Origin of the sequence: Pseudomonas sp. M2(2023), assembly GCF_030263955.1 — a bacterium.
Classification (GTDB): Bacteria; Pseudomonadota; Gammaproteobacteria; order Pseudomonadales; family Pseudomonadaceae; genus Aquipseudomonas; species Aquipseudomonas asiatica.
Genome location: NZ_CP127114.1, coordinates 4,042,616 through 4,064,672, shown reverse-complemented (window position 1 = coordinate 4,064,672; position 22,057 = coordinate 4,042,616). Strand labels below are relative to the sequence as shown.

The window sequence follows — 22,057 nt, the reverse complement described above, 5'->3', positions numbered from 1 at the left end:
CGCAGGGCCCCCAATTCACAAGGTATCAGCCGTTCGAGCAGCCGTTCCCCATCACGCGGTATTCGAGAATGTGCTTCTGGCCCTTGGAGTCCTCGTAGGTCATGCGGGCTGGCACGACTTCGCACACATTGGGCACTTCGCTCATGGAAATGACGCGGGCAATGTCCAGGTGCTGCGAGTAACTGTACTGTTCAACCGGAATCTGCTCGGCATCTTTGGCTTCGCCGGCCATCGCCGCGCCGCAAAGACTGCCAAGTACCAATACCAGTAAAGCTTTCATTTTCAATTTACCTGTCTAAGGTCGTGAGGGGGCACGCGGCGCTTATGGCGCCGCGAGTATTGCTAGTTTTAACTATCAGGTTTGGAGGGGGATTAACGCTTGCCTTCGTGGGGGCTGTTACCAGTTGTTAATCGCCTTGCCGTTGCTGGCGAGGTGAATTTTATGGCTGGGGCCAAGGCCGAAACAGTGGGTCTTTTGATAAAGTGTTTTGACAGAATCTGTAACAATCCTCTGGTAAATGGCCCCATTTTTTCCTCGCCATGGCTGTAAGGTGCGTGCCAGAGCGCTTTGTCGGGACGGGCGTACCAAATTACTACCAACGTCGAATGGCTTTTGTCGCTCTGGTACAGTTACAAACGGTTCCATACAAAAACAACTATTACACCGAGGTAACACAGATGAGTGCGGCTCCACTGTATCCCGTTCGTCCCGAGGTTGCGGCCACCACCCTGACCGACGAGGCCACCTACAAGGCCATGTACCAGCAATCGGTGATCAACCCGGACGGCTTCTGGCGCGAGCAGGCCCAGCGCATCGACTGGATCAAGCCGTTCACCAAGGTCAAGCAGACCTCCTTCGACGACCATCACGTCGATATCAAATGGTTCGCCGACGGCACTCTGAACGTTTCCTCCAACTGCCTGGACCGCCACCTCGAAGAGCGCGGTGACCAGTTGGCCATCATCTGGGAAGGCGACGACCCTTCCGAACACCGCAACATCACCTACCGCGAACTGCACGAGCAGGTCTGCAAGTTCGCCAACGCCTTGCGTGGCCAGGATGTGCACCGGGGTGACGTGGTCACCATCTACATGCCGATGATCCCCGAAGCCGTGGTCGCCATGCTGGCCTGTGCCCGTATCGGTGCGATTCACTCGGTGGTGTTCGGCGGCTTCTCGCCCGAAGCGCTGGCTGGCCGTATCATCGACTGCAAGTCCAAGGTCGTGATCACCGCAGACGAAGGCGTGCGCGGTGGTCGCCGTACCCCGCTCAAGGCCAACGTCGACCTGGCGCTGACCAACCCTGAAACCAACAGCGTGCAGAAGATCATCGTGTGCAAGCGCACCGGTGGCGACATTGCCTGGCACCAGCACCGCGACATCTGGTACGAAGACCTGATGAAAGTCGCCTCCAGCCACTGCGCGCCGAAAGAGATGGGTGCCGAGGAAGCGCTGTTCATCCTTTATACCTCCGGCTCCACCGGCAAGCCGAAGGGCGTGCTGCACACCACCGGTGGCTACCTGGTATATGCAGCGCTGACCCATGAGCGCGTGTTCGACTATCGCCCGGGCGAGGTGTACTGGTGCACCGCCGACGTGGGTTGGGTCACTGGCCACAGCTACATCGTCTATGGCCCGCTGGCCAACGGCGCCACCACCCTGCTGTTCGAGGGCGTGCCGAACTACCCGGACATCACTCGTGTGTCGAAGATCATCGACAAGCACAAGGTCAACATCCTGTACACCGCGCCAACCGCTATCCGCGCGATGATGGCCGAAGGGCAGGCTGCAGTCGAAGGTGCCGATGGCTCCAGCCTGCGCCTGCTGGGCTCGGTGGGTGAGCCGATCAACCCCGAAGCCTGGAACTGGTACTACAAGGCCGTGGGCAAGGAGCGTTGCCCGATCGTCGACACCTGGTGGCAGACCGAGACCGGCGGCATCCTGATCAGCCCGCTGCCTGGCGCCACCGGCCTCAAGCCAGGCTCGGCAACGCGTCCGTTCTTCGGCGTGGTGCCGGCGCTGGTGGATAACCTGGGCAACCTGATCGAGGGCGCTGCCGAGGGCAACCTGGTGATCCTCGATTCCTGGCCGGGCCAGTCGCGTTCGCTGTACGGCGACCACGACCGTTTCGTCGATACCTACTTCAAGACCTTCCGTGGCATGTACTTCACCGGCGACGGTGCGCGCCGCGACGAGGATGGCTACTACTGGATCACCGGTCGCGTGGATGACGTGCTGAACGTGTCCGGTCACCGCATGGGTACTGCCGAAATCGAAAGCGCCATGGTGGCGCATGCGAAAGTGGCCGAAGCTGCGGTGGTGGGTGTGCCGCACGACATCAAGGGGCAGGGCATCTATGTGTATGTCACCCTCAATGCCGGTATCGAGGCCAGCGAGCAGCTGCGCCTGGAGCTGAAGAACTGGGTGCGCAAGGAGATCGGCCCGATCGCCTCGCCGGATGTGATTCAGTGGGCGCCGGGGCTGCCGAAGACCCGGTCGGGCAAGATCATGCGCCGCATCCTGCGCAAGATTGCCACCGGTGAGTACGATGCCCTGGGTGATATCTCGACACTGGCCGACCCGGGTGTGGTGCAACACCTGATCGATACCCACAAGGCCATGAGCCTGGCTTCGGCCTGATAGCGAAGCTCGCAAACGCTGGAGGCGTTGCGCTATCTCTGTGGGAGCGGCTTTAGCCGCGAAGAACCCAGCGCGGTGGATGGCACCGGCGTTGCCGGTGTTCGCGGCTGAAGCCGCTCCCACAGTGTGAGGTATATGCCTGAGGGCTGTGTTGTATCAGTGAGGCCAGCCAACAAGAACCCCGCCCGGGCAACCGGCGGGGTTTTTGCTTTACTGTTACCCGACATTCATCGGTAACTGTTCTGTCACCGGCGTCGCACAATATCGGGGCGCCAGGAAACAAATCCGGCTTGTTTCGGTGCGTTTTCGCAGCCTTTTTTGCGACACGGCACGCTGCACTTGCCGTAATACAAGGCTTTGCCAATAATAGGCCCGGGAATTGCTAGTACTATAGGTTCTATTTCTTGCGCTCTTGCATATTTTGCAATGGCTGTCAACATCGCCCGTTGCCGTTTCAAGCGCTTCTGTAAGTAGTTGTCGCTTTGAAGAAATATCGACTACCGGGCTGTCGTTAAAATGCCACTCACTCGCTCGTGGTCTGCGGCCTTGGTCGAACCCTGCGCGGCTCGCGTTGTACCCATTCGCATATCGGGCAGCCGTTACCTGCCTTGTATTGCCCCGTACCGATGGAGTTACCTGATGAAGAAGCTCGCACTGCTTGGCGCCCTGGCGCTGTCCGTGTTTTCCCTGGTGTCGCAGGCCGATGAAAAACCGCTGAAAATCGGCATCGAAGCCGCCTACCCACCCTTCGCCTTCAAGCAGCCAGACGGCAGCATTGCCGGTTTTGACTACGACATCGGCAACGCCCTGTGCGAAGAGATGAAGACCAAGTGCACCTGGGTCGAGCAGGAGTTCGACGGCCTGATCCCGGCGCTGAAAGTGCGCAAGATCGACGCCATCCTGTCGTCCATGTCGATTACCGAAGACCGCAAGAAATCGGTCGACTTCACCAAGCGCTACTACCTGACCCCTGCGCGCCTGGTGATGAAGGAAGGTACCGCCGTCAGCGACAGCCTGGATGAGCTCAAGGGCAAGAAGATTGGTGTGCAGCGCGGCTCGATCCACGACCGCTTCGCCAAGGAAGTACTGGGCGCCAAAGGTGCCACCGTGGTTCCTTACGGCACCCAGAACGAAATCTACCTGGACGTGGCAGCTGGCCGCCTCGATGGCACCGTGGCTGACGCCACCCTGCTGGAAGACGGCTTCCTCAAGACCGACGCCGGCAAGGGCTTCGCCTTCGTAGGCCCGGCCTTCACCGACGCCAAGTACTTCGGCGACGGCATCGGTATTGCCGTGCGCAAGGGTGACAAGGCCAACGTCGACCGCATCAACGCTGCCATCGACGCCATCCGTGCCAACGGCAAGTACAAAGAAATCGAGAAGAAGTACTTCAACTTCGACATCTACGGTCCAGACTCGAACTAAGACGTCGGGTTTCACCTGTGCAATGGTGCAAACAGCAGAGGCTCTGAGGTTTGCACCATTTTTCATTCTCTAGGTCGAGGACCTCATCATGTTGAAAGGCTACGGGGCAGTCATCCTCGACGGGGCGTGGCTGACGCTTCAGCTCGCCCTGTCGTCGATGGCCCTGGCCATCGTGCTCGGCCTGATCGGTGTGGCGCTGCGCTTGTCGCCGGTGCGCTGGCTGGCCTGGCTGGGCGATCTGTATTCCACGGTGATTCGTGGTATTCCGGACCTGGTCCTGATCCTGCTGATCTTCTACGGCGGGCAGGACATCATCAACCGGGTTGCGCCGCTGCTCGGTTATGAAGACTACATCGACCTGAATCCGCTGATCGCGGGTATCGGTACCCTGGGCTTCATCTTCGGTGCCTACCTGTCGGAAACCTTCCGCGGTGCGTTCCTCGGTATTCCCAAAGGCCAGGCCGAAGCGGGCGTGGCGTATGGCATGAGCAACCGCCAGGTGTTCTTCCGCATCCAGGTGCCGCAAATGATTCGCCTGGCGATCCCGGGCTTCACCAACAACTGGCTGGTGCTGACCAAGGCCACCGCGCTGATTTCGGTAGTGGGCCTGCAGGACATGATGTTCAAGGCCAAGCAGGCGGCCGATGCCACCCGTGAGCCTTTCACCTTCTTCCTGGCGGTGGCGGCCCTGTACCTGGTGCTGACCAGCATCTCGCTGCTGGCCCTGAAGTATCTCGAGCGCCGCTACTCGGTTGGCGTCAAGGTGGCTGAACTATGATCTTCGACTACAACGTCGTCTGGGAGGCACTGCCGATGTACTTCGGCGGCCTGCTGACCACCCTCAAGCTGCTGGCGATTTCGCTGTTCTTCGGGCTGCTGGCGGCCATTCCGCTGGGCCTGATGCGAGTGTCCAAGCAGCCAGCGGTCAATCTCGTGGCGTGGCTTTACACCTACGTGATCCGCGGCACGCCGATGCTGGTGCAGCTGTTCCTGATCTACTATGGCCTGGCACAGTTCGAGGCGGTGCGCGAAAGCTTCCTGTGGCCGCTGCTGTCCAGTGCTACCTTCTGCGCCTGCCTGGCATTCGGCATCAACACCAGTGCCTACACCGCCGAAATCATCGCCGGCAGCCTCAAGGCCACGCCGCATGGCGAAATCGAGGCGGCCAAGGCCATGGGCATGTCGCGCATGAAGATGTACCGGCGCATCCTGCTGCCGTCGGCCCTGCGCCGGGCGCTGCCGCAGTACAGCAACGAAGTGATCATGATGCTGCAGACCACCAGCCTGGCGTCGATCGTTACCCTGATCGACATCACTGGCGCTGCGCGCACGGTCAATGCCCAGTACTACCTGCCTTTCGAGGCCTATATCACGGCGGGCGTGTTCTACCTGTGCCTGACCTTCATCCTGGTGCGCCTGTTCAAGATGGCCGAACGCCGCTGGCTCGGCTACCTGGCGCCGCGCAAGCACTGACCGCTTTGTGAGAATCGACAGCATGTACAAACTCGAAGTCCAAGACCTGCACAAGCGCTACGGCAGCCATGAAGTGCTCAAGGGCGTGTCCCTGTCGGCCAAGGCAGGCGATGTCATCAGCATCATCGGCTCCAGCGGTTCGGGCAAGTCGACCTTCCTGCGCTGCATCAACCTGCTGGAGCAACCGCACGCCGGGAAGATCCTGCTCAACAACGAAGAGTTGAAGCTGGTACCGGGCAAGGACGGCGCGCTCAAGGCCGCCGACCCGTGTCAGTTGCAGCGCATGCGCTCGCGCCTGTCGATGGTTTTCCAGCACTTCAACCTGTGGTCGCACATGACCGCGCTGGAAAACATCATCGAAGCGCCGGTGCATGTGCTGGGTGTGAATCGCAAGGAGGCCCTGGAAAAGGCCGAGCATTACCTGGCCAAGGTCGGAGTCGCCCACCGCAAGGATGCCTTCCCGGGGCACATGTCCGGTGGCGAGCAGCAACGCGTGGCAATTGCCCGGGCGCTGGCCATGGAACCGGAGGTCATGCTGTTCGACGAGCCGACCTCGGCGCTGGACCCGGAACTGGTGGGCGATGTGCTCAAGGTGATGCAGTCGCTGGCCCAGGAAGGCCGCACCATGGTGGTGGTGACCCACGAAATGGGCTTTGCCCGTGAGGTTTCCAACCAGCTGGTGTTCCTGCACAAGGGCCTGGTGGAAGAAACCGGCTGCCCACGCGAAGTGCTGGCCAACCCGCAGTCGGAGCGCCTGAAGCAGTTCCTCTCCGGCAGCCTGAAGTAAAAGCTGCATTTTTGCACCAGAATAGGGCATGCTGCGCGGCGAGCGCAGCCTGACCCGGCGCACAGACTCGAACGACCTCAGGTTTCGGACCGCACCTATGACCACCCAGCGAATCGGTTTTCTCATCTGGCCAAGCACCAAGCCCTTGACTCTGGCGCTGGCCGAGGAAGTGTTGCAGGTGGCGCAGCGGGTGCACCCGGAAGTGGTCTACGATCTGGTCTTCCTGCAGGCGGAGCCGGCGCAAGAGGGTAGCTGGCGCTTGCCGGGCGAGCCGTGGAACGGTCGCCTGGAGGGATGTCACAAGCTGTTCCTGTTGGCTGACGAGCAGCCGCTGACGGTGGGGGCTGCGTTGTCGACGGCGCTCAAGCAGTTGGCGCGCAGTGGCTGCATGATTGGCGGCCTGTCGGCCGGGGTCTACCCTCTGGCGATGCTGGGCCTGCTCGACGGTTACCGGGCTGCGGTGCACTGGCGCTGGCAGGATGATTTTGCCGAGCGCTTCCCCAAGGTCATCGCCACCAGTCACCTGTTCGACTGGGACCGCGATCGCCTGACAGCTTGTGGCGGCATGGCCGTGACCGACCTGCTGCTGGCAGTGTTGGCCCGTGATCACGGGGCGGAGCTGGCCGGGGCGGTGTCCGAGGAACTGGTGGTCGAGCGCATTCGCGAGGGTGGCGAGCGCCAGCGTATTCCGCTGCAGAACCGCCTGGGCTCCAGCCACCCCAAGCTGACCCAGGCGGTACTGCTGATGGAAGCCAACATCGAAGAGCCGCTGACCACCGACGAAATTGCCCAGCACGTGTGCGTGTCGCGCCGGCAGCTGGAGCGTATCTTCAAGCAGTACCTGAACCGCGTGCCGAGCCAGTATTACCTGGAGCTGCGGCTGAACAAGGCGCGGCAGATGCTGATGCAGACCAGCAAGTCGATCATCCAGATCGGGCTGTCCTGCGGCTTCTCCTCGGGGCCGCATTTTTCCAGTGCCTACCGCAACTTCTTTGGTGCTACGCCGCGGGAGGACCGCAACCAGCGTCGTAGCAGCAGCCCGTTCGAACTGAGCTCGGCGCCTGCCGAAAAAGGCTGATATTTCCTTACCCTGTGCCGGCCCTTTCGCGGCTGAAGCCGCTCCCACAGGGGCCGCACAACGTTCGAATCTTGCACAGGTCCTGTGGGAGCGGGTTCACCCGCGAAGAGGCCGGTGCAGGCAGCGCCCTTTCTCCCGCAGGTCTGTGCGATGTTTGAAGCCTGTGCGGTCCAGGTGGGAGCGGGCGTGCCCGCGAATCGGCCGGTACAGGCAACCACGCTTCTATATGTGTACACCCGTTCACCCAGCCCCCTCTCTCCCGTACACTGCGCGATTGCGACAGTGTTTGTCGCATTGCCGAAAGCCTTGTCAAAACTGGGTTTTGCGCTGTAACAAGTTGTCGCTTGGCCGCAAGGACAGGCGCGGATCAGTCCTTACAATCCCCCCATCGCTCGCCACTTCCAGGCCAGCGTTCCTCTTCAGGAGACTCAGATGTCCGTTGAGCAAGCCCCGGTGCAACGTGCCGATTTCGACCAGGTCATGGTCCCCAACTATTCTCCGGCGGCCTTCATTCCTGTGCGAGGCGAGGGCTCCCGTGTCTGGGACCAGTCGGGTCGCGAATTGATCGATTTTGCCGGTGGCATCGCGGTCAACGCCCTGGGCCACTGCCACCCGGCATTGGTCAAGGCCCTGACCGAGCAGGCCAATACCCTCTGGCACGTATCCAACGTGTTCACCAACGAGCCGGCCCTGCGCCTGGCCCACAAGCTGGTGGACGCCACCTTTGCCGACCGTGCGTTCTTCTGCAACTCCGGCGCTGAGTCCAACGAGGCCGCCTTCAAGCTGGCCCGTCGTGTTGCCCACGACCGCTTCGGCCCGGAAAAGCACGAAATCATCGCCACCGTGAACAGCTTCCACGGCCGTACCCTGTTCACCGTAAGCGTCGGTGGCCAGCCGAAGTACTCCGATGGTTTCGGCCCGAAGATCACCGGCATCAGCCATGTGCCGTACAACGACCTGGAAGCGCTGAAGGCACAGATTTCCGACAAGACCTGCGCCGTGGTGATCGAGCCGATCCAGGGCGAGAGCGGCGTGGTGCCGGCCGACAAGGCCTACCTGGAAGGCGCGCGCAAACTGTGTGACGAGCACAACGCCCTGCTGATCTTCGACGAAGTGCAGACCGGCGTTGGCCGTACCGGTTCGCTGTATGCCTACCAGCACTACGGCGTTACCCCGGACATCCTGACCAGCGCCAAGAGCCTGGGCGGCGGTTTCCCGATCGGTGCCATGCTGACCACCACCGAGCTGGCCAAGCACTTGGCTGTCGGCACCCACGGCACCACCTACGGCGGCAACCCGCTGGGCTGCGCCGTCGCCTGCGCGGTGCTGGACGTGGTCAACACCCCGGAAACCCTGGACGGTATCAAGGCCAAGCATGAGCGCTTCAAGGTCCGCCTGGAGCAGATCGGCCAGAAGTACAACCTGTTCAGCCAGGTGCGTGGCGTTGGCCTGCTGCTGGGCTGCGTGCTGACCGAGGCCTGGAAAGGCAAGGCCAAGGACGTGCTCAACGCCGCCGAGAAAGAAGGCGTGATGGTGCTGCAGGCCGGCCCGGAAGTGGTCCGCTTCGCGCCAAGCCTGGTAGTTGAAGACGCCGACATCGACGAAGGCCTGGACCGCTTCGAGCGCGCCGTGGCCACCCTGACCAAGGGCTGATCCGCCCGCGGTCCCTTTGCCGGCCACGGTGCAGGCTCAGCCCGAGTCTGTACCGGGCCGGTGATACCCGATTCCAGTGCAGGTGCCAGTGCATCTGCCGTTTTTCCGTGCCGCCGTGAGCGGCCCGATTCCAAAGGAGTGACACCATGCTGGTGATGCGCCCCGCGCAAATGGCTGATCTGAACGAAGTGCAGCGCATGGCTGCAGACAGCCCCATTGGTGTCACCTCGCTGCCGGACGACACCGCTCGCCTGGGCGACAAGATCGCCGCATCCGAGACTTCCTTCGCCGCCGAGGTCAGCTTCAACGGTGAAGAAAGCTACTTCTTCGTGCTCGAGGACAGCGAAACCGGCAAGCTGGCCGGTTGCTCGGCCATCGTCGCTTCGGCCGGCTACTCCGAGCCGTTCTACAGCTTTCGTAACGAGACCTTCGTGCACGCCTCGCGCGAGCTGAAGATCCACAACAAGATCCATGTGCTCTCGCTGTGCCATGACCTGACCGGCAACAGCTTGCTGACCAGCTTCTATGTGCTGCCGGAACTGGTGAACAGTGGCTGGGCCGAGCTCAATTCGCGTGGCCGCCTGCTGTTCATGGCCGCTCACCCGGAGCGTTTCGCCGACTCGGTGGTGACCGAGATCGTCGGCTACAGCGACGAGCAGGGCGAATCGCCGTTCTGGGATGCCATCGGCCGCAACTTCTTCGACCTCAACTACGCCGACGCCGAGCGCCTGTGCGGCCTGAAGAGCCGCACCTTCCTCGCCGAACTGATGCCGCACTACCCGATCTACGTGCCGCTGCTGCCTGACCTGGCTCAGGAAGCCATGGGCCAGGTGCACCCGCGGGCGCAGATTACCTTCGACATCCTCATGCGCGAAGGCTTCGAGACCGAGCACTACATCGACATCTTCGACGGTGGCCCGACCCTGCATGCGCGCACCTCGGGTATCCGCTCGATCGCCCAGAGCCGGGTTGTGCCGGTGAGGCTCGAGGAAGCCCCGGTCAAGGGCGGGCGCCCGTACCTGGTGTGCAACGGCCAGTTGCAGGACTACCGCGCGGTGCTGCTGGACCTGGACTGGGTGCCGGGCAAACCGGTCAGCCTGAGCCCGGCAGCCGCCGAGGCGCTGGGGGTGGGCGAGGGGGCCAGCGTGCGCCTGGTTGCGGTCTGAGGTCTGGCAACAGACGTTTCGGGATTGATGCGTTAGAAGAGTTTCGCGCCGGCCGCCGCCGCCGCAAAAGGAGATAGCATGATCGTTCGTCCTGTACGCAGCAGCGATTTGCCTGCGTTGATCGAATTGGCACGCAGCACCGGTACCACCGGGCTGACCACGCTGCCGGCCAACGAAGAGCGCCTGGGGCATCGCGTTGGCTGGGCGGAGAAGAGCTTCCGCGGCGAAGCCGAGCGTGGCGACACCGACTACCTGTTCGTGCTGGAAAACGACGAAGGCATGGTGGTGGGCATCAGTGCCATCGCCGGTGCCGTCGGCCTGCGCGAGCCCTGGTACAACTATCGGGTCGGGCTGACCGTCAGCGCCTCGCAGGAGCTGAAGATCTACCGCGAAATCCCCACCCTGTTCCTGGCCAACGACCTGACCGGCAACTCCGAGCTGTGCTCGCTGTTCCTGCGCAGCGACTACCGCTCCGGCCTCAACGGCCGCCTGCTGTCGCGGGCGCGCATGCTGTTCATCGCCGAGTTCCCCGAGCTGTTCGGCAAGAAGATCATCGCCGAAATGCGCGGCATGTCCGACGAGCAGGGCCGCTCGCCGTTCTGGGAAAGCCTGGGCCGGCACTTCTTCAAGATGGAGTTCAGCCAGGCCGACTATCTCACCGGCGTGGGCAACAAGTCGTTCATTGCCGAACTCATGCCGAAGTTCCCGCTGTACACCTGCTTCCTGTCCGAGGCGGCGCGCAACGTGATCGGCCGCGTGCACAAGGACACCGAGCCGGCGCTGGCCATGCTCAAGCAGGAAGGCTTCAACTACCAGGGCTACGTCGACATCTTCGACGCCGGCCCCGCCATCGAGTGCGACACCTCCAGGATCCGCGCCGTGCGCGAGAGCCAGACCCTGGTGCTGGCGGTGGGCACGCCGGGCGACGACGCGACGCCTTACATCATCCACAACCGCAAGCGCGACGACTGCCGCATCACGGCCGCACCTGCGCGGCTGGCTGCCGGTACCCTGGTGGTCGACCCCCTGACCGCCAAACGCCTGCGCATGGGCGCCGGCGACAACGTGCGCGCCGTGCCGCTGTCGGCAAGCCGGGAGGCCCAGTAAATGACCACGCATTACATCGCAGGCAATTGGCAGGTTGGCCAGGGCGAAACCCTGCAGTCGCTCAACCCGGTGACGCAAGCCGTCGTCTGGCAGGGTCAGGGCGCTGACGCCAGCCAGGTGGATGCCGCCGTGCAGGCTGCGCGTCAGGCCTTCCCGGCCTGGGCGCAATTGAGCCTGGAGGCGCGTATCGATGTGCTGGAGAAGTTCGCCGCGCAACTGAAAGCGCATGCCGAAGCCATGGCCCAGTGCATCGGCGAGGAAACCGGCAAGCCACTGTGGGAGTCGGCGACCGAAGTCACCAGCATGATCAACAAGGTCGCGATCTCGGTGCAGAGCTACCGCGAGCGCACCGGCGAAAAGAGCGGCCCGCTGGCCGATGCCACGGCCGTGCTGCGGCACAAGCCCCATGGCGTGGTGGCGGTGTTCGGCCCGTACAACTTCCCTGGTCACCTGCCAAACGGCCATATCGTGCCAGCGCTGCTGGCTGGTAACTGCGTGGTGTTCAAGCCCAGTGAGCTGACGCCCAAGGTGGCCGAACTGACCGTCAATTGCTGGATTGCCGCCGGGTTGCCGGCGGGTGTGCTCAACCTGGTGCAGGGCGCGCGCGAAACGGGTGTGGCACTGGCCGCCAACCCAGATATCGATGGCTTGTTCTTCACTGGCTCCAGCCGCACCGGCAACCTGCTGCATCAGCAGTTCGCCGGCCGCCCGGACAAGATCCTGGCCCTGGAAATGGGCGGTAACAACCCGCTGGTGGTGGACGAGGTCAAGGACCTCGATGCGGCGGTGTACACCATTATCCAGTCGGCGTTCATTTCCGCCGGCCAGCGCTGCACCTGCGCCCGTCGTCTGCTGGTGCCGCAAGGCGCCTGGGGTGATGCGCTGATCGCGCGCCTGGTCGAGGTGAGCAGATCCATCACGGTCGGGGCGTTCGACCAGCAGCCGGCGCCGTTCATGGGTTCGGTGATCTCGCTGCAGGCGGCGCGGGCGCTGATTGCGGCCCAGGCCGAACTGGTCGCCAAGGGTGCTGTGAAGCTGCTGGAAATGACCCAGCCGCAGGCCGACGCCGCACTGCTGACCCCAGGCATTGTCGATGTCACCGCTGTGGCCGAGCGCCCGGACGAAGAGTTCTTCGGCCCGCTGCTGCAGGTGATCCGCTATGCCGACTTCGATGCCGCCATCGATGAGGCCAACAACACCCAGTACGGCCTGGCCGCCGGCTTGCTGTCCGACTCCCACGCCCGTTACCAGTACTTCTGGCTGCGCAGCCGCGCCGGCATCGTCAACTGGAACAAGCAACTGACCGGTGCCGCCAGCAGTGCGCCGTTCGGCGGCGTGGGCGCCAGTGGCAACCACCGCGCCAGCGCCTATTACGCAGCGGATTACTGCGCTTACCCCGTGGCTTCGCTGGAGACCGCCAGCCTTGCCTTGCCGGCAACCTTGACGCCGGGCGTCACCCTATAACAACAGGTCACGGAGCCTAGCCGATGAAATCCTACGAAGTGAATTTTGATGGCCTGGTGGGGCCTACCCACAACTATGGCGGCCTGTCCTACGGCAACGTGGCTTCGCAGAGCAACAGCCAGCAGGGTTCCAACCCGCGCGAAGCCGCGCGCCAGGGCCTGGCGAAGATGAAAGCGCTGGCCGACATGGGTTTCAAGCAGGGCGTGCTGGCACCGCAGGAGCGCCCGGACGTGGCTGCACTGCGCCGCCTGGGCTTCAGCGGCAGCGATGCCGAAGTGATCCAGCGTGCCGCCAAGGAAGCCATGCCATTGCTGGTGGCCAGTTGCTCGGCTTCGAGCATGTGGGTGGCCAACGCCGCCACGGTCAGCCCCAGTGCCGACACTGCCGATGGCCGCGTGCATTTCACTGCTGCCAACCTCAACTGCAAGTACCACCGCAGCATCGAGCACCCGACCACCAGCCGCGTGCTGGGGGCCATGTTCAGCAACGACAAGCACTTTGCCCACCACGCGGCACTGCCTGCCGTGGCACAGTTCGGTGACGAGGGGGCGGCCAACCACACGCGCTTCTGCCGTACGTATGGCGAGGCCGGCGTGGAGTTCTTCGTCTACGGCCGCAGCGCCTTCGACAGCCGCTACCCGGCGCCGCAGAAGTACCCGGCCCGGCAGACCCTGGAAGCCTCCCAGGCCGTGGCCCGGCTGCATGGCCTGAGCGATGACGGCGTGGTCTACGCTCAACAGAACCCGGCGGTAATCGACCAGGGCGTGTTCCACAACGATGTGATTGCTGTGGGCAACGGCGAGGTGCTGTTCTACCACGAGGACGCTTTCCTCGAGACGGACGCGGTACTTGGCCAACTGCGAGCTAAACTGGCCAGCAAGGGTGGCAACTTCCAGGCCATCTGCGTGCCGCGGGCGGCGGTGACGGTAGAGGACGCGGTGCGTTCATACCTGTTCAACAGCCAGTTGCTCAGCCGCGACGACGGCTCCATGCTGCTGGTGGTGCCGGAAGAGTGCCGCAACAACGAGCGGGTCTGGGCCTATCTGGGCCAGTTGACCAGCCAGGGCGGCCCGGTGCGGGAGGTGAAAGTGTTCGACCTCAAGCAGAGCATGCAGAACGGCGGTGGGCCGGCTTGCCTGCGTTTGCGCGTGGCGTTGAAGGAAACGGAACTGGCAGCGGTCAACCAAGGCGTTATCATGACCGCCTCGCTGTACGACACCCTGGTGCAGTGGGTCGACAAGCATTACCGCGATCGCCTTGGCGAGGCGGACCTGGCCGACCCGCAATTGCTGGTGGAATGCCGTACGGCACTGGACGAATTGACCCAGATCCTGAAGTTGGGCTCGGTGTATCCGTTCCAACGCCAACCTTGAAGAGAGACTTTGCAATGACCGACGCCCTGCGCCTTATCCTGGAAGATGAAGACGGCACCCAGCTGGAAACTTCTTGCACCCGCTTTGCCGTCGTCTGGCAAGGCAAGGAAGTGTGGATTCAGCAGGATGGTCGTGGCCAGCTGCTGATCGGCGTGGATGTCGAGGAAGACGACACCGAGTACGCCAACCTGCTGCTGCGCCCGATGGCCACCAACCTGGTCAGCCTGCAGCTGGAAATGGAACCGGCGGAGGTCGGCGAAGACGACGATCACGTCCATGGCCCCGATTGCGGCCACCACCACTAAGGAAGTACCTATGCTCGCCCTTGGCAAATTGCTTGAGCTGACCCTCACCGATCACGAACCGGCCGAGAAGACCCAAGTGACATCCAAGGGCGCGCGTTTGCGCTGGCTGGGGGAGGGCGCGCTCGAAGTGCGCCCGGCCGAAAACGAGGATTGCGGGCTGGACCTGCTGCTGTCCGCCGGCATCCACGGCAACGAAACGGCGCCGATCGAGTTGCTCGAGCGGCTGCTGCATGGCGTGGCCAACGGCAAGATCAAACCCAAGGCCCGGGTGCTGTTCCTGTTCGGCAACCCGGCAGCCATCCGCAAGGGCGAGCGCTTTATCGAGCAGGACATCAACCGCCTGTTCAACGGCCGCCACGAGCTGTCCAGTGGCTTCGAGGCATTGCGTGCCGCCGAGCTGGAACAGTTCGCCCGGGTATTCTTCAGCAAGCCGGGGCGCAACCGCCTGCACTACGACTTGCATACCGCCATCCGCGGCTCGAAGATCGAGCAGTTCGCCTTGTACCCTTATAAAGAGGGGCGCAAGCATTCCCGTCGCGAGCTGGCACGCCTGGCGGCGGCGGGCATGGAGGCGGTGTTGTTGCAGAGCAAGTCTTCCATCACTTTCAGCGCCTTCACCTACGAGCAGTTGGAGGCCGAAGCCTTCACCCTGGAGTTGGGAAAGGCCCGCCCGTTCGGCCAGAACGAGGAGGTCAACCTCGACAAGCTGGAGGAGCGGCTGATCAGCATCATCGAAAACACCGAGCCCGAAGGCGAAGGCTCGCTGGATGGCCTGCAGCTGTTCAGCGTTTCCCGCGAGATCATCAAGCATAGCGACAGCTTCCACCTGCACTTGCCGGCGGACATCGAGAATTTCTCCGAGCTGAGCAAGGGCTACTTGCTGGCCGAGGACCTGGCCGAGACGCGTTGGGTGGTCGAGGAGGAGGGCGCGCGCATCATCTTCCCCAACCCCAAGGTCAAGAATGGCCTCAGGGCGGGGATTCTGATCGTTCCCGACTCCGGCCAGCGATTAGGCTGAGCTGGCCCCGATAGCCTGGGTTCACGGCTGTGTGCGCAGCTCCAGTTGCAACGCCTGACGCAGCCCGTTTTCAGTGAAGGCGGGTGGGTTGGTGTTCAGGGCGGTGCTGCCGCCGAATGTGAACCTGCAATCGGTGGGCAAGCCGATGCTCTGTAGGAGCAGGTTGTCCACCGGATAGGCGCCGTTTTTGCCTTGAACCTCGGTCTGGCCCGGAAACACGGTGCCTGACATCGAGTTCCAGCCTTGGCACAGGCAGCGGTACAGGTCGAGCAGTGGCAGTTGCGCAGCGGTCGACCAGCCTGGGTTGTATGCCAGTGTGCCGCCGCTGTATCCCCAGCTACTCTGGTTTTCGTCGATGATGAAGTGGCCTTCGTCTTCATCTTCTTCGTGGTCGCTGGGTGTATAGGTCGTGAATTGGTGTCTGGCTGCTTCGATCACGCTGATCGGGGCTCCGGACTGCCCGGCCTTTTTATCCAGGGCCGCCAGTAGCGCCTGGCCACAGGGTAGTTTGCGCAGCAGTTCCAGCGCATCCTCTGCCGCTTGGCTGAATTGGTCGCTACCCGTCAATCGCACGCCGATATTGCCCAGGGCCTGATGTTCGGCCATCACGGGCCGGGCCAGTCGTGCATCGTTTTCGGCATTGCGGTAGAGCTCGACCCTGGAGGACTCGCGGCCGAGCAGGCGGTGCCCCGTGACGTTGACAACCGCGTCGCCCTTGTCGATGAGTACCGGGCCGCTACCGACCACAATCTGGTGCGTGCCGGTATGGGCGTCGATGTGGACGATACCTGCGCCGGTCTCGATCCTGTTGCCGGTCCCTATCATGTCGATCAGCACCGTCTTCTTCACCTCCGGGGCGATGACCACGTGGTGATTGCCATCGGTGAGGCGAATGGCAATGGCTTGGGCGGTATGCGCGGGGGCCATGAATACCGCATCGTTGATGGTCACTTCCAGCAGGCATTCGCGAGGGGCGATACGTACGCGCTTTTGCTGTTCATTCGCGCGCAGCGCACGCGGGGCCACGTTGAAGACCAGCAGTTCGCTGTTCTGGGTGCCGCGGCGATAGCGCCGCCCCAATGGATAGGCGCGTTCGAGCGTAATTCGCACATTTTCGTCGGCCTGGATGTACTTGACCTCGGTCTGCTGCCGAGGGTTGTCTTCGTTATTGTCGAAGGCGGTTTGCGAGTGGCCGGGTTCCCGGGCGTCGATGTAGTAGATCGGTCTCGGGTTGGCCTGCATGATGCCGTGGGGTAGCGGATGCGGGTCCGAGTGGAGTTTGGATATGTTCAGCTCAGGCATGGAGTGCTCCGGCAGCGAGGGTGGGTCGGCAGGATCCCGTTCCACTGCGCGGGTCAGGTGTTGCTTATGTACCGCATGGGTGGGCCCGCAGGGCTGCTTTTCCGCCGTGGCCGTGCTAATGAACGGCTTTTCATCCGCCGATTGCTGTTCTGGTGTACAAACACACTGTATCTCCCGTTCAGGCTGGATATAATGGCGCCCTTTGCCGTCGTTTCGTCGATTCGACGTATTAGCCCAAACGGCCGCCGTTTCCGTGGAAGAACCTATGAAAAGCGCAGAAATCCGTGAAGCCTTCCTTCGCTTCTTCGAAGAGCAGGGACATACCCGAGTCGCCTCCAGTTCGCTGATCCCGAACAACGACCCGACCCTGCTGTTCACCAATGCCGGCATGAACCAGTTCAAGGACTGCTTCCTCGGTGCGGAGAAGCGTGCCTACACGCGTGCCGTCAGTAGCCAGAAGTGCGTGCGCGCAGGCGGCAAGCACAACGACCTGGAAAACGTCGGTTACACCGCGCGTCACCACACCTTCTTCGAAATGCTGGGCAACTTCAGCTTCGGTGACTACTTCAAGCGCGACGCGATCACTTTCGCCTGGACCTTCCTGACTTCGGAAAAATGGCTGAACCTGCCCAAGGAAAAGCTCTGGGTCACCGTCTACGCCACTGACGACGAAGCCTACGATATCTGGACCAAGGAAGTCGGCGTGCCGGCCGAGCGCATGGTGCGCATCGGCGACAACAAGGGCGCACCGTACGCTTCCGACAACTTCTGGACCATGGGCGACACCGGCCCATGCGGCCCGTGCACCGAGATCTTCTACGACCACGGCCCGGACATCTGGGGCGGCCCGCCCGGCTCGCCGGAAGAAGACGGCGATCGCTACATCGAGATCTGGAACAACGTCTTCATGCAGTTCAACCGCACCGCCGACGGCGTGCTGCACCCGCTGCCAGCGCCGTCTGTGGACACCGGCATGGGCCTGGAGCGCGTCAGCGCCGTGCTGCAGCACGTGCACTCGAACTACGAGATCGACCTGTTCCAGAACCTGCTGTCGGCCGCGGCCAAGGCCATCGGTTGCAGCAATGAGGGCCAGGCCTCGCTGAAAGTGGTCGCCGACCACATCCGTTCGTGCGGCTTCCTGATCGCCGACGGCGTGCTGCCGTCCAACGAAGGCCGTGGCTACGTGCTGCGCCGCATCATTCGCCGCGCCTGCCGCCACGGTAACAAGCTGGGCGCCAAAGGCAGCTTCTTCTACCAGATCGTTGCCGCGCTGGTCGCTGAAATGGGCGAGGCCTTCCCGGAACTGAACAGCCAGCAGGCGCACATCGAGCGCGTGCTCAAGGCTGAAGAAGAACAGTTCGCCAAGACCCTGGAGCAGGGCCTGCGCATCCTCGAGCAGGACCTGGCCCAGCTCGAGGGTGATGTGGTGCCGGGCGACGTGGTGTTCAAGCTGTACGACACCTACGGCTTCCCGATGGACCTGACCGCCGACATCGCCCGTGAGCGCGAGCTGACCATCGACGAAGCCGGTTTCGAGCGCGAGATGGACGCCCAGCGTGAACGTGCCCGTTCCGCCAGCGCCTTCGGCATGGACTACAACAGCCTGGTCAAGGTCGACAGCGCCACCGAGTTCCTCGGCTACGAGGCCACCGAAGGCCAGGGCAAGATCATCGCCCTGTACAAGGACGGCCAGGCCGTCGACCAGCTGGGTGAAGGCGAGCAGGGCGTGGTCGTGCTCGACCGCACGCCGTTCTACGCCGAATCCGGTGGCCAGGTGGGTGACACCGGTTACCTGCAGGCTGGCGCTGCGCGCTTCGATGTGCGCGACACCACCAAGACCGGTGGTGCCTTCCTGCACCACGGCGTGGTTGCCAGCGGTGCGCTGGTGATCGGCTCCCCGGTCGAGGCCAAGGTCGATGCCGACGTGCAGCACGCCACCTCGCTGAACCACTCCGCCACCCACCTGCTGCACGAAGCGCTGCGCCAGGTACTGGGCGAACACGTACAGCAGAAAGGCTCGCTGGTCGACAGCCAGCGCCTGCGTTTCGACTTCAGCCACTTCGAGGCGGTGAAACCGGAGCAGATCAAGGCCCTGGAAGACATCGTCAACCGTGAAGTGCGCAAGAACACTGCGGTGGAAACCGAACTGACCGACATCGAAACCGCCAAGGCCAAGGGTGCCATGGCGTTGTTCGGCGAGAAGTACGGCGACACCGTGCGTGTGCTGAGCATGGGCGGCGATTTCTCGGTGGAGCTGTGCGGCGGTATCCACGCCAAGCGCACCGGTGACATCAGCCTGTTCAAGATCATCAGCGAAGGCGGCGTGGCCTCTGGCGTGCGCCGTATCGAAGCGGTCACCGGGGCTGCTGCGCTGGCCTACCTGAACGCTGCCGAAGAGCAGGTCAAGGAAGCCGCGCAGCTGGTGAAGGGTAACCGCGACAACCTGATCGACAAGCTGTCGGCTGTGCTCGAGCGCAACCGCCAGCTGGAGAAGCAGCTGGAACAGCTGCAGGCCAAGGCCGCCAGCGCCGCCGGGGATGATCTCTCCAACGCGGCCGTTGAGGTCAAGGGCGCCAAGGTGCTCGCCGCCCGCCTGGATGGACAGGACGGCAAGGCACTGCTGGCGCTGGTCGATCAGCTGAAGAACAAGCTCGGCCACGCAGTGATCCTGCTGGGCAGCGAGCATGAGGGCAAGGTTGTGCTGGTGGCCGGCGTGACCAAGGACCTCTCCAGCCAACTCAAGGCTGGCGATCTGATGAAACAAGCCGCTGCGGCGGTGGGTGGCAAGGGCGGTGGTCGTCCGGACATGGCTCAGGGTGGCGGCGTCGACGTCGCCGCACTGGACCAGGCCCTGGCGCTGGCCGTGCCATTCGCAGAGCAGGGACTTTGAGATGAGGGGGCCGGCGGTCTAGTGGCCTGTACGGCTAATTCTTGCGCTCAAATTCGAGTGCCAGGGTTTGCCGCGCAAGGCGCCGCGACGAGTCGTAGCCGGGCTACGGCGAGGAGTGGCAACGCAGCGAGGCGAATCCTGGTGCCGAATTTGGGTGCAAGAATTAGCCACACAGGCCACTCCCATCCGGCCTCTTCATGTTGGATTGTTTTTTGGGGCCCTGTATGGGCTGAGGCACCATTGAAATGGCGTTGATCGTACAGAAATTTGGCGGCACCTCTGTCGGTTCCATCGAGCGGATCGAGCAGGTAGCCGATAAGGTCAAGAAACACCGTGAAGCGGGTGACGACCTGGTGGTTGTGCTGTCGGCAATGAGCGGTGAAACCAATCGCCTGATCGACCTGGCCAAGCAGATCACCGATCAGCCGGTTCCGCGTGAACTGGACGTGATCGTGTCGACCGGTGAGCAGGTCACCATTGCCTTGCTGACCATGGCCTTGATCAAGCGCGGTGTGCCAGCGGTGTCCTACACCGGCAACCAGGTGCGCATTCTCACCGACAGCGCACACAACAAGGCGCGCATCCTGCAGATCGACGACCAGAAGATTCGTGCCGACCTCAAGGAAGGCCGCGTGGTCGTGGTAGCAGGCTTCCAGGGCGTAGACGAGCACGGCAGCATCACCACGCTTGGCCGTGGCGGCTCCGACACCACGGGTGTGGCCCTGGCGGCTGCGCTGAAGGCTTACGAGTGCCAGATCTACACCGACGTCGATGGCGTCTACACCACCGACCCGCGTGTTGTGCCGCAGGCCCAGCGCCTGGAGAAGATCACCTTCGAAGAGATGCTGGAAATGGCCAGCCTCGGTTCCAAGGTGCTGCAGATCCGTTCGGTGGAATTCGCCGGCAAGTACAACGTTCCGCTGCGCGTGCTGCACAGCTTCAAGGAGGGTCCGGGTACCCTCATTACCATTGATGAAGAGGAATCCATGGAACAGCCGATCATTTCCGGTATCGCCTTCAACCGTGATGAAGCCAAGCTGACCATTCGCGGCGTGCCGGACACCCCGGGCGTGGCCTTCAAGATCCTCGGCCCGATCAGTGCCTCGAACATCGAGGTCGACATGATCGTGCAGAACGTTGCCCACGATAACACCACCGACTTCACCTTCACCGTGCACCGCAACGAGTACGAGAAGGCGCAGAGCGTGCTGGAAAACACTGCCCGCGAAATCGGTGCCCGTGAAGTGATCGGCGACACCAAGATCGCCAAGGTCTCGATCGTCGGCGTCGGCATGCGTTCGCACGCCGGTGTTGCCAGCCGCATGTTCGAAGCCTTGGCCAAGGAGAGCATCAACATCCAGATGATCTCCACCTCCGAGATCAAGGTTTCGGTCGTGATCGAAGAGAAGTACCTGGAGCTGGCCGTACGCGCGCTGCACACCGCGTTCGAGCTTGACGCCCCGGCACGACAGAGCGAGTAATACGCTGCCTGGAAGGGCGCGGCTTGCCGCGCCCTTCGCGTTTCTGCTCGCCACGCAGGCCCGTCCTGCCCTGTGTGGCGATCAACCAGGCCCCGGTCGTCGTCCACGACCAGGCCGCGACACCCAAGACTGTTACCCCTGAATGTTTTGCGTAAGGAGAAAGCTATGTTGATTCTGACTCGTCGGTGCGCCGAGAGCCTGATCATTGGAGACGGCGAGATCACCGTGACGGTGCTCGGCGTAAAAGGCAACCAGGTGCGTATTGGCGTCAGCGCCCCGAAAGAAGTGGCTGTGCACCGCGAGGAAATCTACCTGCGGATCAAGAAAGAGAAGGACGAGGAGCCAAGCCTTTAATTTTTTTGAAGTTTTTTTCAAAAAAAGGGTTGCAAACGAGGAAGAGCCTGTTTAATATTCGCCTCGTGTTGCGGTGAGGTGGCCGAGTGGCCGAAGGCGCTCCCCTGCTAAGGGAGTATACCTCATAAGGGTATCGGGGGTTCGAATCCCCCCTTCACCGCCATTATTCGCTTAGGGCGCTGTAAACGGTAAGAACGCTAAGTAGTTGATTTTAAACGAAAAAGTTCTTGCAAAAATGTTTCAGCGACCTATAATGCGCGGCAAGACACGGACTCATAGCTCAGCTGGATAGAGTACTCGGCTACGAACCGAGCGGTCGGAGGTTCGAATCCTCCTGAGTCCGCCACTTTTGAAGTGGCTTTGCTTGCAAGGCTGCTTCAATCAACCAGTGGTAATCTGGTCTAAAACTACCATCGCGGACTCATAGCTCAGCTGGATAGAGTACTCGGCTACGAACCGAGCGGTCGCAGGTTCGAATCCTGCTGAGTCCGCCACTTTTTGAAGTGGCTCTGCTTGCAAAGGCACTTCAACCAACCAGTGG

At 62.4% G+C, this 22,057-nt stretch carries 18 protein-coding genes and 3 tRNA genes; 19 read left to right on the top strand and 2 right to left on the bottom strand.

Annotated elements, in window-relative coordinates; genetic code table 11:
* Window positions 1–25 precede the first annotated feature (25 nt).
* The gene (locus tag QN085_RS18775; protein WP_003260110.1) at window positions 26–280 is read right to left on the bottom strand and encodes a DUF2790 domain-containing protein; all 255 of its coding nucleotides are present in this window, start codon (window positions 278–280) and stop codon (window positions 26–28) included.
* Between the two features lie 398 nt (window positions 281–678).
* On the opposite strand from QN085_RS18775, the gene acs reads away from it, so the two are divergent.
* From acs to astE, 13 genes are all read left to right on the top strand, one after another.
* Window positions 679–2,640: an acetate--CoA ligase gene (gene acs / locus QN085_RS18770; RefSeq protein WP_023661365.1), complete on the top strand. Its 1,962-nt coding sequence runs from the start codon at window positions 679–681 to the stop codon at window positions 2,638–2,640.
* A 639-nt stretch (window positions 2,641–3,279) separates the two neighbouring features.
* Window positions 3,280–4,065, top strand: a complete 786-nt coding sequence (gene aotJ / locus QN085_RS18765; RefSeq protein WP_023661364.1) for an L-arginine-binding protein AotJ — start codon at window positions 3,280–3,282, stop codon at window positions 4,063–4,065.
* Between the two features lie 88 nt (window positions 4,066–4,153).
* The gene (locus QN085_RS18760) at window positions 4,154–4,843 is read left to right on the top strand and encodes an ABC transporter permease (RefSeq protein WP_003260113.1); all 690 of its coding nucleotides are present in this window, start codon (window positions 4,154–4,156) and stop codon (window positions 4,841–4,843) included.
* Entirely contained in the window at window positions 4,840–5,538 is a 699-nt protein-coding gene (locus QN085_RS18755) for an ABC transporter permease (protein ID WP_003260115.1), read from the top strand. Before QN085_RS18760 ends, QN085_RS18755 begins: the two co-directional genes overlap by 4 nt.
* A 22-nt stretch (window positions 5,539–5,560) precedes the next feature.
* Complete coding sequence (locus QN085_RS18750) at window positions 5,561–6,325, top strand: ABC transporter ATP-binding protein (RefSeq protein WP_023661363.1); 765 nt, start codon at window positions 5,561–5,563, stop codon at window positions 6,323–6,325.
* A 97-nt stretch (window positions 6,326–6,422) separates the two neighbouring features.
* Window positions 6,423–7,403, top strand: a complete 981-nt coding sequence (gene argR / locus QN085_RS18745) for a transcriptional regulator ArgR (RefSeq protein ID WP_024087503.1) — start codon at window positions 6,423–6,425, stop codon at window positions 7,401–7,403.
* Between the two features lie 432 nt (window positions 7,404–7,835).
* Window positions 7,836–9,056 (top strand): aspartate aminotransferase family protein, encoded by a 1,221-nt coding sequence (locus QN085_RS18740; RefSeq protein ID WP_023661361.1) that lies wholly within the window; start codon window positions 7,836–7,838, stop codon window positions 9,054–9,056.
* A 146-nt stretch (window positions 9,057–9,202) separates the two neighbouring features.
* Window positions 9,203–10,222: an arginine/ornithine succinyltransferase subunit alpha gene (gene aruF, locus QN085_RS18735; protein WP_013973652.1), complete on the top strand. Its 1,020-nt coding sequence runs from the start codon at window positions 9,203–9,205 to the stop codon at window positions 10,220–10,222.
* Window positions 10,223–10,300: 78 nt separating this feature from the next.
* On the top strand, window positions 10,301–11,329 hold the full coding sequence (astA, locus tag QN085_RS18730; protein ID WP_013973651.1) for an arginine N-succinyltransferase: 1,029 nt from the start codon (window positions 10,301–10,303) through the stop codon (window positions 11,327–11,329).
* The gene (gene astD, locus QN085_RS18725; protein WP_196183895.1) at window positions 11,330–12,793 is read left to right on the top strand and encodes a succinylglutamate-semialdehyde dehydrogenase; all 1,464 of its coding nucleotides are present in this window, start codon (window positions 11,330–11,332) and stop codon (window positions 12,791–12,793) included.
* A gap of 23 nt (window positions 12,794–12,816) precedes the next feature.
* A complete protein-coding gene (astB, locus tag QN085_RS18720; protein WP_013973649.1) occupies window positions 12,817–14,166 on the top strand; it encodes an N-succinylarginine dihydrolase in 1,350 nt (449 codons plus the stop codon).
* Between the two features lie 14 nt (window positions 14,167–14,180).
* Window positions 14,181–14,471, top strand: coding sequence for a topoisomerase II (locus QN085_RS18715; RefSeq protein WP_003256592.1), 291 nt, complete (start codon window positions 14,181–14,183; stop codon window positions 14,469–14,471).
* Window positions 14,472–14,481: 10 nt separating this feature from the next.
* Entirely contained in the window at window positions 14,482–15,489 is a 1,008-nt protein-coding gene (gene astE / locus QN085_RS18710) for a succinylglutamate desuccinylase (protein WP_023662122.1), read from the top strand.
* 21 nt (window positions 15,490–15,510) lie between these two features.
* On the opposite strand, the gene QN085_RS18705 is transcribed toward astE, so the two are convergent.
* Window positions 15,511–16,791 (bottom strand): M91 family zinc metallopeptidase, encoded by a 1,281-nt coding sequence (locus QN085_RS18705; protein WP_023662123.1) that lies wholly within the window; start codon window positions 16,789–16,791, stop codon window positions 15,511–15,513.
* Between the two features lie 265 nt (window positions 16,792–17,056).
* Here QN085_RS18705 and alaS point away from each other — a divergent pair, with 265 nt between their 5' ends.
* The 6 genes from alaS (at window position 17,057) to QN085_RS18675 (ending at window position 22,010) form a co-directional block, all read left to right on the top strand.
* On the top strand, window positions 17,057–19,681 hold the full coding sequence (gene alaS, locus QN085_RS18700; protein ID WP_015271263.1) for an alanine--tRNA ligase: 2,625 nt from the start codon (window positions 17,057–17,059) through the stop codon (window positions 19,679–19,681).
* Window positions 19,682–19,926: 245 nt separating this feature from the next.
* Window positions 19,927–21,162 (top strand): aspartate kinase, encoded by a 1,236-nt coding sequence (locus tag QN085_RS18695; protein WP_023662124.1) that lies wholly within the window; start codon window positions 19,927–19,929, stop codon window positions 21,160–21,162.
* A 165-nt stretch (window positions 21,163–21,327) separates the two neighbouring features.
* Window positions 21,328–21,516, top strand: a complete 189-nt coding sequence (csrA, locus tag QN085_RS18690) for a carbon storage regulator CsrA (protein WP_003254503.1) — start codon at window positions 21,328–21,330, stop codon at window positions 21,514–21,516.
* Window positions 21,517–21,588: 72 nt separating this feature from the next.
* Window positions 21,589–21,679 (top strand) — tRNA-Ser (locus tag QN085_RS18685).
* A 106-nt stretch (window positions 21,680–21,785) separates the two neighbouring features.
* Window positions 21,786–21,862 (top strand) — tRNA-Arg (locus QN085_RS18680).
* A 71-nt stretch (window positions 21,863–21,933) separates the two neighbouring features.
* Window positions 21,934–22,010: transfer RNA gene (locus tag QN085_RS18675), tRNA-Arg, on the top strand.
* The last annotated feature ends 47 nt before the right edge of the window (window positions 22,011–22,057 follow it).